We start from the raw sequence: 14,373 nt of genomic DNA on the forward strand, positions 1-14,373 counted from the left end.
AATTTCAATAATCTTAGTAAAAATTATGCCAAAATATTTCTTATGAAACCGAGTGCCCTAGCCCCGATAGAGGCGGTATCCTTTTTTGGGCAATTTTTCATTGCCTAAAAAAGATATAGCCGAAAGCGGGATTAGCTCCTTCTTTCGGCTATATTTAAATTGATGATTATAATTCGATTGATTCCCCGATTCCTAACAACATCAAATCTTTTCCTTTATCGAAAAACTTTTTGATTGCTTCTTCGTGGTTGATTTCGATATAGCCAAAAGTATCAAAATGATACCCTAAAACTTTGTCACATTCTACAAAATCTGAGGCGATAATAGCATCTTCGACATCCATTGTGAAGTTATTTCCGATTGGAAGAATGGCCAAATCCAATTCTGTTCGCATAGGAATCAGTTTCATATCCATGGTAAGCGCAGTGTCTCCAGCGATATAGATATTTTTATGTTCGCCTTCAATTACAAATCCACCAGGATTTCCTCCATTAGTGCCGTCAGGAAAAGTACTTGAATGAATAGCATTTACATATTTAACTTTTCCAAAATCGAATTTCCAGCTTCCACCATGATTCATTGGATGTGAATTAAATCCTAGTTTTGCGTAATAACTTGCAATTTCTGCGTTTGATACGATTACCGCATTGGTAAGTTTTGCAATAGCCTGAACATCTAAAACGTGATCAGCGTGTGCGTGCGTAAGTAAAATATAATCGGCCTTTAAATCTCTAAGGTCGATTGCTGCAGCAGCTGGGTTCCCGGTAATAAAAGGGTCAACAATAATGTGTTTTCCTCCAACTTCGATGCCTAAAGAAGCGTGTCCGTAAAATGTTATTTTCATGATCTTATTTTTTTAATTGAACTTGGTTATCTTCCTCCAAGAAAAAGGTTAACGATAATATCTGAAATTAGTGAAATCATGCAGATTGTCAATAATAATGAAAGCAAGAAAGTGCTTAACGCTACTTTTTTTAACTCTGGATCTAAAAGTTTAGGATCTTGGTTTTTAGAAACTGTAATTAAATGCTTTGTTAAAGGAATATAGGCTAATAAAAATAAGTATTGGTCAAAATTATAATCGCTCAAAACAGCAAAGACAACTACCAAAATCATAGCTGTAATGATCAATGTAAAATGATAAATTTTAGCTTTTGCTCCTCCAATTTGAACTACAATTGTATTTTTTCCTGATTTTCTGTCTGATTCTTCATCGCGCATATTATTCAGGTTTAAAACACCAACGCTAAGCAAACCAATTGAAATTGCAGGAAGAATCAACAGCGGATCAACTTCTTTCGAATATAAAAAATTAACTCCCAAAGTACTTACCAATCCGAAGAATACAAAAACAAAAACGTCTCCAAATCCTTTGTAACCGTAAGCTGAATTTCCAACTGTATAACGAATTGCCGAGACAATTGCTGCAATTCCTAATAATAAAAAGAAAATCGAATACCCAAAGTTATCTTTTCCGAATGCAAAATAAATCAATATTATAGCCGATAAAAGCGTTAATAATGAAGTAATTATTATTGCTTTTTTCATGGCCTGAGGCGTGATTTTCCCGCTCTGAATAGCGCGTTGTGGCCCTACTCTGTCAGCGTTATCTGTACCTTTTACTCCATCGCCATAATCATTGGCAAAATTGGATAAAACCTGTAAACCTAATGTTGTTAAAAGTGCAAAACCAAAAATTTTCCAACTAAATACTTCTGTTGGCGTATTAATTGTTTCTGTTGGGTTTGATAAAGCATAAATACTTCCAACGATAATTCCGGAAACTGATAAAGGCAATGTGCGCAATCTTGCGGCTTCAATCCAATGTTTCATTTATTTTAATTTTAGATTTTAGATTTTAGAATTTAGATTATTGGATTTTCAAAATTTTAAAAACCTAAAATCTGTAATCTAAATAATATTGTTTTTTAATCTAGATTTTAAACATCAGTTTCAGATTTAAATAAATCTAAAATCTGCAATCTAAAATCTAAAATATTTATGGCAACCATTTATTTTCGCCAAAGTTTGGTTTTCTTTTTTCTAAAAATGCATTTCTTCCTTCTTTAGCTTCTTCTGTCATATATGCCAGACGCGTTGCCTCTCCGGCAAAAACCTGTTGGCCAACCATTCCGTCGTCTGTTAAGTTCATGGCGAATTTCAGCATTTTTATAGAAGTTGGTGATTTTTGCAAAATTTCCTGTGCCCATTCATAAGCCGTTGCTTCAAGCTCATCATGCGGAATAACAGCATTTACCATTCCCATTTCAAAAGCTTCCTGAGCTGAATAATTTCTTCCTAAAAAGAAAATTTCACGTGCTTTTTTCTGTCCCACCATTTTAGCTAAATAAGCAGACCCGTAACCGCCATCAAAACTGGTTACATCTGCATCTGTTTGTTTAAAAATGGCATGTTCCTTGCTTGCCAGCGTCATATCACAAACAACGTGCAAACTATGTCCGCCTCCTACTGCCCAACCTGGAACTACAGCAATAACTACTTTCGGCATAAAACGAATTAAACGCTGTACTTCAAGAATATTCAAACGGTGCTGCCCATCATCCCCCACATAACCTTGATGTCCTCGTGCATTTTGGTCACCTCCGCTGCAAAAAGAATAAACCCCATCTTTAGTTGATGGACCTTCTGCTGAAAGTAAAACTACTCCTATCGAAGTATCTTCCTGTGCATCATAAAAGGCCTGGTATAATTCTGAAGTTGTTTTTGGACGAAAAGCATTTCTCACATTTGGTCTGTTGAAAGCAATTCTGGCAACTCCATTACATTTTTTATAAGTTATATCTTCAAATTCTCTGGCAGTAATCCAATCCATTTTTATCTGTTTGTTTTAATAATTATAGTGTAAAAATAAAGCATTTTTACATTTTTACCTACTCAATTTGATTTAAGTCTTCCCACAAAACAGCACTGAATGTTAACAATTGGTATTTACTTACAAAAAATAACACTTTTTAACATTAGTTTTAAAAAATAATGAGTAATTTTACAGCCTAGAAATCAACGAGATACAAGTTGTTTTGTTGATATTAGATTGATTTTCTTTCACTGATTTATTAACCTAAAAAATGATTTTTTTGAGAAAATTTAAAAAATTTGTCGCTCATTTTTTTATGGTTCTGATTAGTAAAAAAACCTTAAACAGTGAGCAAATGATTTATGCATTTGTTAAAACTTCAAAAAGGAGATAGTAACACCTACGGTTAAACAATAGAATTGTTGAATGTAATTAGTATAAAAAATTGATTACGAAAAGAGGAAAAAATACTAACTGAAACTTTCTAAAAGTTATTTTATTAAACCAAATGGATCAGCCGTGAAATCGAGCTTTTGCTAATAAAAATGAATGTATTGATTGTTTAAAAGACATACCCATGATGAAAAGTAATTTCTAAAATTAATAAAGCTATTATTTTTTTAAATGGATTCGAATTATTTTATTTCTGTTTTTTTTTAATTACAATTTTTTTTAAAACTAGAATAAAAAGAGAAAGGCTGCTTGTAATGAGCGGCCTTTCTTGTTGTATTAAATTTTGGAATCTTAATTTTCTTTCACAAGATAAATCCCGTCTTCTTTTATTTCAATAAGTTTTTCTTTGTATAAAGCTCCAATCGCTTTTTTGAAAGTCTTTTTACTCATTTTCAAGACCGTTTTGATATCTTCTGGATGCGAATTATCATTTAAACGTAAAAAACCACGATTGGCTCTTAATTCGTCTAGAATTTTTTCAGCATTTGGCTCAATACTTTGATAACCTTGAACTTGCAAAGCAACGTCTATTTTATTATCGGGGCGAATGTTTTTGATATAACCACGCATTCTGTCTCCAGTTCGTATTGAATCGTCATACACTTCATCTTTATACAAAAGACCTTTGTGCAGCTCGTTGATGATTACATTGATCCCTAATTCAGTAATATGAGAAACGATCAAATCAACTTCTTCTCCTTTTTCAACTGTAAGCTGATCATTATTTAAAAATTGATTTAATTTACTTGAAGCTACCAAACGATTGGTTTTTTCATCTTTATAAAGATAAACCAAGTAACGTTTTCCTTTTTCCATTGGGCGCGCTTGTTCTTTAAACGGAACCAGAATATCTTTTTCCATTCCCCAATCCATAAAAGCACCAACCTGATTAATGTAATTTACTCTCAAAAGCGCAAATTCATTCAACAAAATATAAGGTTCAAGTGTTGTCGCAACTGGTCGCTGTTCATGATCCAAATAAACAAAAACAACAAGTTCTTCGCCTATTTCAAATTCATTCGGAACATATTTATTTGGAAGTAAAACATCGTGAATTCCATCCGGATCTTTTTCAGGATTTCCCAAAAACAAACCCACTTTGGTATCACGTAATATAGTAAGTGTATTGTATTTTCCTATTTCAAGCATATTCTTAAATTTCTATGCTGCAAATGTACGAAGTTTGGGAATGGTAACCTTAAAAATGTTTTAGATAAAAAAAGAAGCGTACATTTTATTATTGTTTATTCCTTTTGGTTAAATTTGAAAACCTATAATTAATCCCAGATCAATGAAAAAGACCATTATTTATTCTGCTTTTGCCTTTTTATTATTCACTCAGGTTTCTGTTTCTCAAGTTTCTGAAGATCCGGAAATAAAGAAAATGATTAGTGAAATCAAAGCTGAAAATCTTGAGGCAACCATTCATAAATTAGTCTCTTTTGGAACCCGACATACTTTAAGTGATGCAAAAAATAAAACCAAAGGAATTGGTGCTGCACAGCAATGGGTAAAATCAGAATTTGATAAATTTGCTTTGGAATCAAATGGAAGATTAACTTCAGAAATTGATTATTTTACTGTTAAAGCAGATGGGAAAAGAATTAATGTCGACAGTCAGATTGGAAATGTGATGGCTACTTTGAAGGGAACCGATCCAACAGATAATCGCGTTTTGATTATTAGTGGACATTTAGACTCCCGAGTTACAGATGTTATGAATATAAAGTCGAATGCGCCGGGAGCAAATGATGATGGTTCTGGTGTTGCTGCAGTTATTGAGCTGGCAAAAGTAATGAGCAGAAGATCTTTTCCGGCTACTATTATATTTGTTGCTGTAACTGGCGAAGAGCAAGGTTTGATTGGAGCACGTCATCTTGCTGAAAAAGCTAAACAACAAAACTGGAATATTGTCGCTATGCTTAATAATGACATGATTGGGAACAGTTTATCAAGCGGAACTAATTTAAGAGATAATACTCAAGTTCGTATTTTTAGTGAAACAATTCCGTATTTAGAAACGGAGGACGAAGCTAAAATGCGCAAAGCTATAAGCCGCGACAATGACAGCCCTTCAAGACTTTTGGCCCGATACATTAAAACGGTTACAGAACAATATGTAGATCAATTGAAAGTAAAATTAGTGTATAGAAATGATCGTTTTTTAAGAGGCGGCGACCATACACCATTTAGCCAAAATGGTTTTACTGCAGTTCGTTTTTGCGAAATGAATGAAAATTTTGATCATCAACATCAGGATTTAAGAACAGAGAACAATATTCAATATGGTGACTTGCCAGAATTTATGGATTTTGATTACTTAAGAAAAAATACTTGTGCTAATTTGGCAACCTTGGCTAATCTTGCTTCATCACCAAAAGCGCCGGAAAATGTTGGAATTGAAGTTAAAAAACTTTCTAATTCATCTACTCTGATTTGGTCAGCTCCAGAAGGAAAAGTGCAATACGGTTATCAGATTTTAATGAGAGAAACTTCATCATCACATTGGGAAAAAACATTTTTTGTGAAAGATACACAGGCAGAAATTCCTTATTCTAAAGACAATTACTTTTTTGCTGTGCAGACTGTAGATGCATTAGGACATGCAAGTTTGCCCGTTTTTCCAATTCCGATTAAATGATTAACTAAAAAAATAAAAGCGCCAAATTTGGCGCTTTTTCTTTAAATATTATTTGTAAACACTTTCTTTTTTAAAGTGAAGTGTCAATAAATAATACATTACGGCTCTGTGTTTGTGTTTATTAGCATGACCGTATTTCTCAATTACTGCCTGAATACCTGCATCTAAATCCGGGCCGTCTTTTAAGCCTAATTTTTTAATCAAGAAATTCTTTTTTACCGTATCTAATTCAGATTGTTGTGAAGATGCAACGGTAGATGAATCCGCATTGTAAATTGATGGCCCACAGCCAATTGTTACTTTTGTCAACAGATCCATGTTTGGTGTTATACCGCATTTATCTTTTAAATCTGCGGCATACTTCTTAATTAATTCTTCCCTAGCGCTCATAATTTTAAATATTGGTTACAATTAATGCAGCCAAATTTAAAATTAAAAATGTTTAATTTATAAATTTTAACAAAATTTAACTTACAAATATTAATTCAATTCTTTAAAATATTGCTTTAAAATAATATCATTTTGAGCTGTTGGTGTACAAATTTCTAAGATAACCGGTGAATCATTATCGTCATATAAATCAGAAATTCCTCTAGTTAGTGATTCATTATCAGAGGCCTGCAAATATCTAAACTGATACATTTTCGCCAAATGTTCTGCTGTCAAATTGTGCGAAGTTTCAAAATAAGTATTAAAAACAGGTTTTTCTTCGTGTCCCGGCAAAATTCTGAAGATTCCTCCACCACCATTATTAATTAAAATGATCTTAAAGTTTTTAGGAATGTACGAATTCCATAAAGCGTTACTATCGTATAAAAAACTAATGTCGCCAGTAATAAATATTCCTTGTTTCTCACTTCCCACTGCCGCTCCAATTGCTGTTGATGTGCTTCCATCAATTCCACTAGTTCCTCTATTGCAAAAAACCTCTATAGAATCATCAATATTAATCAATTGCGCATAACGAATTGCCGAACTGTTGCTAATTTGTAATTGGATGTTCTTAGGAAGCGATTCAATTATTTTTTCAAAAACTTTAAAATCTGAAAATGGAATTTTCTTTAAATATTCTTCTTTTCTTTTATTTCTAAGACTATAAATTTTATCGATTTTCTTAAAGTAATTACTAGCTACAAATTCTGTTTTTGGAAGCAGATCTTTAAAAAAATCATTTGGCTCCATTACAAAATGTTTACTTAAAGCATTAAATGTGTCATATGCTCGCAAAGTATCTATATGCCAGTGATGTGCAGGTTTATACTTTCGTAAAAAAGCCTTAATACGTTTTGATACAATCATACCTCCAAAAGTGATTAAAACTTCTGCTTCCAACTCTTTAAAATCACAATCGTCAAATGGTGTAATTAAAGTATCTATGCTATTAATAAAACTCGGATGGTGCAAGTTTGAAGTAGTTTCTGTAAGTACAACAATTGATGGATCGTTGGAAAAGTTTTCCAAAATTTCCTGTTCAATGGAGTTTACTTCATTTATTCCTCCAATAAGAATTAGTTTTCTTTTAGCCGAATTCCAAATGGAAGCAGTTTCTTCGCTATTATCAATAATTTTGGTTGGAACTTGTTCTTCAAAACTTGTTATTTTTGGCTCAACAGAAAGCGTTTCAACAGTTTCATACAAAGGTTCTTCGAAAGGCGCATTAATATGAACTGGGCCTTTTTGAAGTATTGAAGTTTCAATAGCTTTATTGATTTTTAAATCATTTTCGGCAGAAGCCTCTTCGGTTAAATTGGCATTGAAAACCGAATGATTTTCAAAAACATTTTGTTGACGAATCGTTTGTCCATCTCCAATATCAATTTTGTTTTGAGGACGATCTGCAGAAATTACAATTAATGGAATTTGGCTGTAAAAAGCTTCAGCCACAGCCGGATAATAATTCAGTAAAGCTGATCCTGAAGTACAGACAATTGCTGTTGGCTTTTTAGTCTGTTGTGCAATTCCTAATGCAAAAAATGCAGCACAACGCTCGTCGGCAATGCTATAACACTTAAAATTCGGATTTTGGGCAAATCCTATCGTCAAAGGCGCGTTTCTTGAACCTGGAGAAATAATAATATTAGTGATTCCTTTTGCTGAACAAATTTCGATAATGCTTTGTGCAAGCGGTATTTTGGGGTAAATCATTCCTGTAGCGTATTACTTTTTTAAAGAAAAACTAAAATTGAGTATTTTCTTTTACTATTACAAAGTTACAAACTTCGTATTTGATTTAACTTATAAATAGGAAGATATTAAGGCGCTTTTTAGAAAAAGGGAATATATTTGTAAAAGTGAATTTGTAATAAAAATATACTTCGTATGCGTTTCCTATATATTGTAGTACTTTTTCTTTCGTTGCAAACTGTAAAATCTCAAAATCAGTTTGTTCCAGATGATACGCTATATAAAACTGCATTGGAAAATGCGAAAAAAGTAGGGAAACCGATTTTTATAATGCTGTATGCAGATTGGTGCCCACATTGCAATCAAATGAAAAAGGAAGTTTTTAGTGATCCAAATGTGATGTCTTTTTTAAAAGAAAACTATATCTGCATCTGGAAAAACATTGAAAAAGAAGAAGGAATGGCGCTCAAAAACAAATACAATACAAAATCACTTCCAACTTTTTTGTTTTTGGATGCCAATGAAACGCTTTTATATGCGCTTAAAGGTGAAATGAAAACACCAGAGTTTATGACCGAAGTAAAATATGCGCTGAATTCAAGAATGCAATTGCCATACTTAGAAAAAGAATTCATGTCGGATCCAAGCAATTCTGATAAGTTTTTTGCGTATTTAAATACTTTAAAAAAAGGAAAAGACAGAACAGATTTATCGCCAGCAACGCATATTTACCTTAATACACAATCTGATGCACAATTAATCAGCGAAACAAATTGGAGAATTATTGCCAATGGCGTTACCGATATTAATTCAAGAGAATTTCAATTCGTTTTAAAACATCAAAAAGAATTTGCTGCTGTTGCATCTCAAAATCGCGTAGACCGAAAAATCGAAAGTATTGTAACCGAATTACTTCGCCCTTATGTAGATAATTTAGACACAGTAAATTATTATAAACAAAGAGAAGTTGCAAAATCAATACGTCTTCAAAAAACTGATTCTTTGGTTTTTAAATTTGACCTTACATTAGCCGAAAGAACTGAAAAATGGCAGTTTTACAAAAAAACAACTTTGGAAAACACACAAAAATTAGTTTGGAACGATGCAAGTTTTCTGAAAGATATTGGCCAAACATATCTAAAACATATTAACGACACTGAAAGTTTAAAAAAATCAATTTTCTGGGTAAAACATTCGTTGGAAATCAATGATTCTTACGATGGAAATTTATTGCTCGCTCGTCTTTACAATAAAATTAAAGACAAAAAAATGGCGCTGCAATATGCCAAAGATGCCAAAGCTATTTGCACCGAAATGACTTGGAACCCAAAAGAAGTTGACACTTTATTAGCCGAATTAAACACTAAATAACCGAATAAAATTACCAATACATTTAACATGGAAGTACAATTAAGGCCAGCGACAGAAAATGATTTAGAAAAAATTCTAGCGATTGTAAATCATTCTATTTTGCATACGACGGCAAATTATAGTTATGAGATTCAAACTCTTGAAGTACAGACCAAATGGTTTGAGGATAAAAAAGCTAAAAATCTTCCTATTGTTGTTGCCGAATTAGATGGTGAAGTTGTAGGTTTTGGAAGTTACGGACAGTTTAGAGAAAAAATTGGTTATCAATATACTGTTGAACATTCGGTTTATGTAGTTGATAATGTGATCGGAAAAGGAATTGGATCAAAATTATTGACCGAATTAATTCGTTTGGCAAAAGAACAAGGTTATCATGTTATGATTGGCGCAATAGATGCAGATAATGCCGGAAGTATTGCTTTTCATGAACGATTTGGTTTTGTTGCAACTGGAACAATCCGCGAAGTGGGTTATAAATTTGATCACTGGCTGGATTTGGTTTTTATGCAGTTAATATTGGTGTAGATGGCACACGGATTTAACGGATTCGCTATCGCGAAAGCGCGGATTAACGCGATTTTTCTATTTGATTTTGAAGTCTAGTGAGAGAAATGACAAGACCTTGGAGAAAACCTTTGATCCTTTGTTACTTTGTTGCTTTGTCCCTCACAAAAAAAAATCCACAAACTTGAATTTCTCAAATTTGTGGATTTTTGGGTTTCGGTCTTATGATTAGCTTTTAATCCAATTGATAACTTCAGGATCTGTAACTAAAGTTTTAGGTTTGATCACTTTAACTAATTCTCCTTTTTCATTAATTAAATATTTTTGAAAATTCCATTCAACTTCAGAATCCTGCAAACCATTTTTAGATTTTTGAGTCAGGAATTTGTACACTTCGCACATATCATCACCTTTTACAGAAACCTTGTCCATCATTGGGAAAGTTACACCATAATTCAGCTGGCAAAAAGTAGCGATTTCTTCATTCGTTCCTGGTTCCTGCCCTGCAAAATTATTTGCCGGAAAACCTACAATTACAAATCCCTTGTCCTTGTATTCTTTATATACTGCTTCAAGATCTTTATATTGTGGTGTTAACCCACATTTTGAAGCTGTATTGACAATCATTACTTTTTTTCCTTTTAAAGAAGCAAAATCAAAAGTTTTTCCTGATAAATCTTCAACCTTAAACTGATAAATGGTTTCTTTTGCCATAGCTTTCTCTGTTTTCGATTTTTTATTACTCGTTTGAGCCTGAACTTGTGAAGCGAATAAAAAAGCAACACTGCAAGCTATAAATACTATTTTTTTCATTGTTTAATTTTTTATAAAATTAGTTAAAATCTATTTCACAAAAAGGCTTTGGCAATTTTATTTTATATTAAAGATTCGTTAAAAAAATGAAGCCTAACGTTAATCAGACGTTAGGCTTCCCCCATACAAACAAATCAAACCATGAATTAATTATTATGCCTTATTACGTTTTCATAAATTAAAGTGAGACCTTGTAAAAGAGCTTTAATCTTTATTCGGGCTCGTATTGTATTTTATAGTATTATAGTTGATGCCTCTCGGTTATGGTGAAAATTAATTTTAAACCCTAATTCGCATTTTCATCTGATTTTCTTCAATGGCTTGTAAAGTGGATAATTTTACTCGTTTAAAATTGAAAATACTTGCTTATAAATAAATTTTCTATTTGGAAGTCCGAGGACACCAACTATTAAACTTTAATCACTAAATAATATTCTTCAAAACCTCAAAATGAATATTTTGAATCTCTTTTCTTAAATCATTTTTGCTGAAATTCATAAGTGCTAAAACATTCGTAAGAGCCACAATCAATATTTTTAAAAAATTTACCTTATTCATGACGCTTTTTTTTATTTATTGAGATTTTATTTACGTTTTTAACTTCAATGAAATTTATTTTCTCTTATTAATTTTAGAATTTTAAGATGGCAAATTTTAGTTTTCCCCTATTAAATCAAGGTTTTTTGCTATTATTCTGCATATTAATTTTCATATATAATAGCATTTACGTAATTGGATGAATTTTGGATTTAAAAAATCGGAAAAAAATTAAAAAAAAGTTGATATTTTTTTCAAACCCTTATGTTTCTTAGGTTTTTGGCTGTTAAAAAAATACAATTTTCACAAAAAAATAAATTATCTTTATCTCAGGTAATAAAATAATGTCAAATAAATTATTTGTTTAAGCTTTAAAATCCCAATCTATGAGTCAGGAAGAATTATTAGTTTTAATTTACAAAAAAGACGAAAGAGCTTTTACCCATTTGTACGACATGTACTCGAAAAGTTTGTTTTCAGTCATTAATGTACTTATCAAAAATCGTGAAGAAGCCGAAGATGTTTTACAGGAAGTTTTTGTTAAAATCTGGAAAAACATAGATTCGTATAACGAAAGTAAAGGCCGATTTTACACCTGGATCCTTAATATTGCTAGAAATACTTCTATCGATACACTAAGATCCAAAAATTTTAATAACTCTCAAAAAAACCTTTCATCCGATAATTTCGTAAATCTGTTAGATGACAGTAATAAATTAAGCAATAAACTTGATGCAATTGGAATTCAAGAATTCGTAAAGAAACTAAAACCAAAATGTATTGAAATAATTAATTTGTTGTTCTTCAAAGGATATACCCAGCAAGAAGCATCAGAGGAATTGGCGATGCCACTGGGAACTATCAAAACTCAAAACAGAAACTGTATTAGCGATTTAAGAAATTATCTAAAAATATAATGGAAGCACAAGAATATATCGAATCAGGGATTCTAGAACTGTATGTTTACGGTTTATTGACCGAAACTGAAAATTTAGAAATTGCCGAAGCGGCCAAAAAAAGCCCAGAAATGGAGCAGGAAATTATTGCGATTGAAAAAGCTATTATTGCTTTGTCATCAAGCTTCTCTCCTTTCCATTCTGTAGCTAATTTTGAAAAAATCAAAGCAAGACTAGAACTTAAACACGGCAAAGTAGTCGATATGAAACCAGCGTCAAACTGGTCGCAATATGTAGGCTGGGCAGCTGCGGTACTTTTATTGCTAGGTTTGGGATATCAGACTTTAGAATTGACAAAAACCAAAGAAGCAATTTCTACTGTTGGAACTGAAAAAAGTAAAATTGAAAGAGAATATGCTTTTTTAAACCAACAAAATAAGGAAACTGAAAAAAGTTTAAATATCGTAAGAGACATCAAAAACACTGGTGTAACACTTGGCGGTCAGGCAGTTTCTCCAACCTCTTTTGCAAAAGTGTATTGGAATAAAGAAACTAAAACAACTTACATTGATGCGGCTGGTTTACCAAAACCTCCAAAAGGAATGGTTTATCAAGTTTGGGCATTGAAACTAAGTCCGGTTCTGACTCCAACAAGTATTGGTTTACTGAGCGATTTTGAAGGAAATTCAAATAAAATCTTTGCTGTTGACCGTACAAACGAAGCTGAGGCTTTCGGGATTACACTTGAGCCTGCTGGTGGAAGTTTAACGCCGACAATGACACAATTGTACACTTTAGGAAAAGTTTAAAAATAAACGTTGTATAAAAACAAAAAGCGCATATTGAAATAATATGCGCTTTTATTATTTTTAACCAATTGGTTTCAAATATTTTAACACATATAATCGTACATTTTTCAAACGTATAAAAGGCGTTTCACTTTGCATTAAAAATCATAGTCTATGTGGAAGAAACCGAGTTTTTTTGCATTCTTTTTTACACAATCAGAAACTATGTTTCTATGTGTTAAATTAATTAGTTATTTTTAATTGATTAATAACCAAATACCACATCATGAACGGAAATTTACTTTTAAGAATTGCAGTTTCAATTATTCTTCTCACACATTCTGTTTTCGGAATGTTTAATAACGGTATTAATGATTTTGGAAATTTATATTTGAACCAAATTGGTTTTGCTCCTTTTGGCGTTTTTCTGGCTTGGAGTATTAAATTATCTCACGTTATTGCTGCTATACTTTTACTGGTTAATAAATATGTTAAGCTCGCAGGTTTTGTAACGATTTTTGTTTTAATAATGGGAATTGTTTTAGTCCATTTTCAAGAAGGATGGTTTGTTGTTGGCGGAGGAAGAAACGGCGTTGAATATAACTTTTTACTGATTGTGGTGTTACTGGCGATTATGTTCCCGAATGGTTTTAAGAAAGTACAATCTAATTAAATTATCATAATGGAAATAATCTGTAAAAATTGTCATCATGTTTTTAAAGGGCATTATTGCAGTAATTGCGGACAGCCTTCGGCAACTCATAAAATAAATATTCATTTTTTATGGCACGATATTCAGCATGGTTTATTGCATTTTGACAAGGGAATTACGTATTCTTTAAAACAGCTTTTTACAAGACCTGGACATTCAGTACGTGAATTTATTGAAGGAAAACGCGTCAGACATTTCAAACCACTGTCATTGGTTGTTGTTTTGGCAACACTTTATGGAGTGCTCTATCATTATTTCGACATCAATACATTTCCTGATTCAGCTGATAAAACTTTAGATTATCATGAATTTAATGAATGGGTTGCAACGCATTTTTCATGGGTAACAATTGCTACAATTCCTATTTATACAATTGGAACTTATATAGTTTTTCGAAAACAAGGCTATAATTTTGTTGAATTTTTTGTCTTAAATACTTTTAAAGCATCTCAAAGACTTTTTGTTCAAATTCTGACATTTCCAATATTGCTTTATTTAAATGGTACACCAGAAATTCAAAAATTTTCAACTGTTACTTATTTCATCGGATTAATTTTAATATTCTGGACTAACATTCAGTTTTTTGATAAAATTTCAAAAGTAAAGGCTTTCTTTTTAAGTATATTAAGTCACTTAATATTTCTAATTTGCTTTCTCATAATCACGGCGATTGTGCTTGTAATTATGGGAAAAATGCCAATCTAGATATTTGATTGTGC

Annotated in this window: 15 protein-coding genes; 7 read left to right on the forward strand and 8 right to left on the reverse strand. The window is 31.9% G+C overall.

The genetic code is table 11. The features are described from left to right. Window positions 1-166: 166 nt before the first annotated feature. From ACWA1B_RS14285 to ACWA1B_RS14300, 4 genes are all read right to left on the reverse strand, one after another. Window positions 167-844: a metal-dependent hydrolase gene (locus tag ACWA1B_RS14285; protein ID WP_035643662.1), complete on the reverse strand. Its 678-nt coding sequence runs from the start codon at window positions 842-844 to the stop codon at window positions 167-169. 26 nt (window positions 845-870) lie between these two features. Then, window positions 871-1,833 (reverse strand): 1,4-dihydroxy-2-naphthoate octaprenyltransferase, encoded by a 963-nt coding sequence (menA, locus tag ACWA1B_RS14290; protein WP_456907983.1) that lies wholly within the window; start codon window positions 1,831-1,833, stop codon window positions 871-873. A gap of 166 nt (window positions 1,834-1,999) precedes the next feature. Then, window positions 2,000-2,833 carry a 1,4-dihydroxy-2-naphthoyl-CoA synthase gene (locus ACWA1B_RS14295; RefSeq protein WP_012024845.1) on the reverse strand — a complete coding sequence of 278 codons (834 nt, stop codon included), beginning with the start codon at window positions 2,831-2,833 and terminating at the stop codon, window positions 2,000-2,002. A gap of 726 nt (window positions 2,834-3,559) precedes the next feature. Then, complete coding sequence (locus tag ACWA1B_RS14300; RefSeq protein ID WP_456907984.1) at window positions 3,560-4,417, reverse strand: CvfB family protein; 858 nt, start codon at window positions 4,415-4,417, stop codon at window positions 3,560-3,562. 142 nt (window positions 4,418-4,559) lie between these two features. On the opposite strand from ACWA1B_RS14300, the gene ACWA1B_RS14305 reads away from it, so the two are divergent. Beyond that, window positions 4,560-5,909 (forward strand): M28 family metallopeptidase, encoded by a 1,350-nt coding sequence (locus ACWA1B_RS14305; RefSeq protein ID WP_456907986.1) that lies wholly within the window; start codon window positions 4,560-4,562, stop codon window positions 5,907-5,909. 48 nt (window positions 5,910-5,957) lie between these two features. On the opposite strand, the gene ACWA1B_RS14310 is transcribed toward ACWA1B_RS14305, so the two are convergent. Both ACWA1B_RS14310 and menD read right to left on the reverse strand, forming a co-directional pair. Further along, the gene (locus tag ACWA1B_RS14310; protein ID WP_456907988.1) at window positions 5,958-6,299 is read right to left on the reverse strand and encodes a DUF2853 family protein; all 342 of its coding nucleotides are present in this window, start codon (window positions 6,297-6,299) and stop codon (window positions 5,958-5,960) included. Window positions 6,300-6,389: 90 nt separating this feature from the next. Continuing rightward, the gene (gene menD / locus ACWA1B_RS14315; RefSeq protein WP_456907990.1) at window positions 6,390-8,054 is read right to left on the reverse strand and encodes a 2-succinyl-5-enolpyruvyl-6-hydroxy-3-cyclohexene-1-carboxylic-acid synthase; all 1,665 of its coding nucleotides are present in this window, start codon (window positions 8,052-8,054) and stop codon (window positions 6,390-6,392) included. Window positions 8,055-8,228: 174 nt separating this feature from the next. Here menD and ACWA1B_RS14320 point away from each other — a divergent pair, with 174 nt between their 5' ends. Both ACWA1B_RS14320 and ACWA1B_RS14325 read left to right on the forward strand, forming a co-directional pair. Beyond that, entirely contained in the window at window positions 8,229-9,404 is a 1,176-nt protein-coding gene (locus ACWA1B_RS14320; RefSeq protein WP_456907992.1) for a thioredoxin family protein, read from the forward strand. Between the two features lie 27 nt (window positions 9,405-9,431). Continuing rightward, on the forward strand, window positions 9,432-9,929 hold the full coding sequence (locus tag ACWA1B_RS14325) for a GNAT family N-acetyltransferase (protein WP_456907994.1): 498 nt from the start codon (window positions 9,432-9,434) through the stop codon (window positions 9,927-9,929). Window positions 9,930-10,136: 207 nt separating this feature from the next. Here ACWA1B_RS14325 and ACWA1B_RS14330 read toward each other — a convergent pair whose 3' ends face one another. Together ACWA1B_RS14330 and ACWA1B_RS14335 are read right to left on the reverse strand one after the other, a co-directional pair. Then, the gene (locus tag ACWA1B_RS14330; RefSeq protein WP_456907996.1) at window positions 10,137-10,721 is read right to left on the reverse strand and encodes a glutathione peroxidase; all 585 of its coding nucleotides are present in this window, start codon (window positions 10,719-10,721) and stop codon (window positions 10,137-10,139) included. A gap of 423 nt (window positions 10,722-11,144) precedes the next feature. Next, complete coding sequence (locus ACWA1B_RS14335; RefSeq protein WP_456907998.1) at window positions 11,145-11,279, reverse strand: hypothetical protein; 135 nt, start codon at window positions 11,277-11,279, stop codon at window positions 11,145-11,147. A 365-nt stretch (window positions 11,280-11,644) separates the two neighbouring features. Here ACWA1B_RS14335 and ACWA1B_RS14340 point away from each other — a divergent pair, with 365 nt between their 5' ends. The 4 genes from ACWA1B_RS14340 (at window position 11,645) to ACWA1B_RS14355 (ending at window position 14,359) form a co-directional block, all read left to right on the forward strand. After that, window positions 11,645-12,175, forward strand: a complete 531-nt coding sequence (locus tag ACWA1B_RS14340; RefSeq protein ID WP_456908000.1) for an RNA polymerase sigma factor — start codon at window positions 11,645-11,647, stop codon at window positions 12,173-12,175. Then, window positions 12,175-12,963: an anti-sigma factor gene (locus ACWA1B_RS14345; protein WP_456908002.1), complete on the forward strand. Its 789-nt coding sequence runs from the start codon at window positions 12,175-12,177 to the stop codon at window positions 12,961-12,963. The genes ACWA1B_RS14340 and ACWA1B_RS14345 overlap by 1 nt, the downstream gene beginning before the upstream one ends. 265 nt (window positions 12,964-13,228) lie before the next feature. Continuing rightward, a complete protein-coding gene (locus ACWA1B_RS14350; RefSeq protein WP_456908004.1) occupies window positions 13,229-13,615 on the forward strand; it encodes a DoxX family protein in 387 nt (128 codons plus the stop codon). Between the two features lie 9 nt (window positions 13,616-13,624). Then, a complete protein-coding gene (locus tag ACWA1B_RS14355; RefSeq protein WP_456908006.1) occupies window positions 13,625-14,359 on the forward strand; it encodes a DUF3667 domain-containing protein in 735 nt (244 codons plus the stop codon). Window positions 14,360-14,373: the final 14 nt, after the last annotated feature.

Source organism: Flavobacterium xizangense (assembly GCF_054075145.1).

Excerpts from the sequence above, each read along its gene's own strand:
- ACWA1B_RS14285 (WP_035643662.1), bottom strand. The coding sequence starts at position 844 with ATGAAAATAACATTTTACGGACACGCTTCTTTAGGCATCGAAGTTGGA.
- menA (WP_456907983.1), bottom strand. The coding sequence starts at position 1,833 with ATGAAACATTGGATTGAAGCCGCAAGATTGCGCACATTGCCTTTATCA.
- ACWA1B_RS14295 (WP_012024845.1), bottom strand. The coding sequence starts at position 2,833 with ATGGATTGGATTACTGCCAGAGAATTTGAAGATATAACTTATAAAAAA.
- ACWA1B_RS14300 (WP_456907984.1), bottom strand. The coding sequence starts at position 4,417 with ATGCTTGAAATAGGAAAATACAATACACTTACTATATTACGTGATACC.
- ACWA1B_RS14305 (WP_456907986.1), top strand. The coding sequence starts at position 4,560 with ATGAAAAAGACCATTATTTATTCTGCTTTTGCCTTTTTATTATTCACT.
- ACWA1B_RS14310 (WP_456907988.1), bottom strand. The coding sequence starts at position 6,299 with ATGAGCGCTAGGGAAGAATTAATTAAGAAGTATGCCGCAGATTTAAAA.
- menD (WP_456907990.1), bottom strand. The coding sequence starts at position 8,054 with ATGATTTACCCCAAAATACCGCTTGCACAAAGCATTATCGAAATTTGT.
- ACWA1B_RS14320 (WP_456907992.1), top strand. The coding sequence starts at position 8,229 with ATGCGTTTCCTATATATTGTAGTACTTTTTCTTTCGTTGCAAACTGTA.
- ACWA1B_RS14325 (WP_456907994.1), top strand. The coding sequence starts at position 9,432 with ATGGAAGTACAATTAAGGCCAGCGACAGAAAATGATTTAGAAAAAATT.
- ACWA1B_RS14330 (WP_456907996.1), bottom strand. The coding sequence starts at position 10,721 with ATGAAAAAAATAGTATTTATAGCTTGCAGTGTTGCTTTTTTATTCGCT.
- ACWA1B_RS14335 (WP_456907998.1), bottom strand. The coding sequence starts at position 11,279 with ATGAATAAGGTAAATTTTTTAAAAATATTGATTGTGGCTCTTACGAAT.
- ACWA1B_RS14340 (WP_456908000.1), top strand. The coding sequence starts at position 11,645 with ATGAGTCAGGAAGAATTATTAGTTTTAATTTACAAAAAAGACGAAAGA.
- ACWA1B_RS14345 (WP_456908002.1), top strand. The coding sequence starts at position 12,175 with ATGGAAGCACAAGAATATATCGAATCAGGGATTCTAGAACTGTATGTT.
- ACWA1B_RS14350 (WP_456908004.1), top strand. The coding sequence starts at position 13,229 with ATGAACGGAAATTTACTTTTAAGAATTGCAGTTTCAATTATTCTTCTC.
- ACWA1B_RS14355 (WP_456908006.1), top strand. The coding sequence starts at position 13,625 with ATGGAAATAATCTGTAAAAATTGTCATCATGTTTTTAAAGGGCATTAT.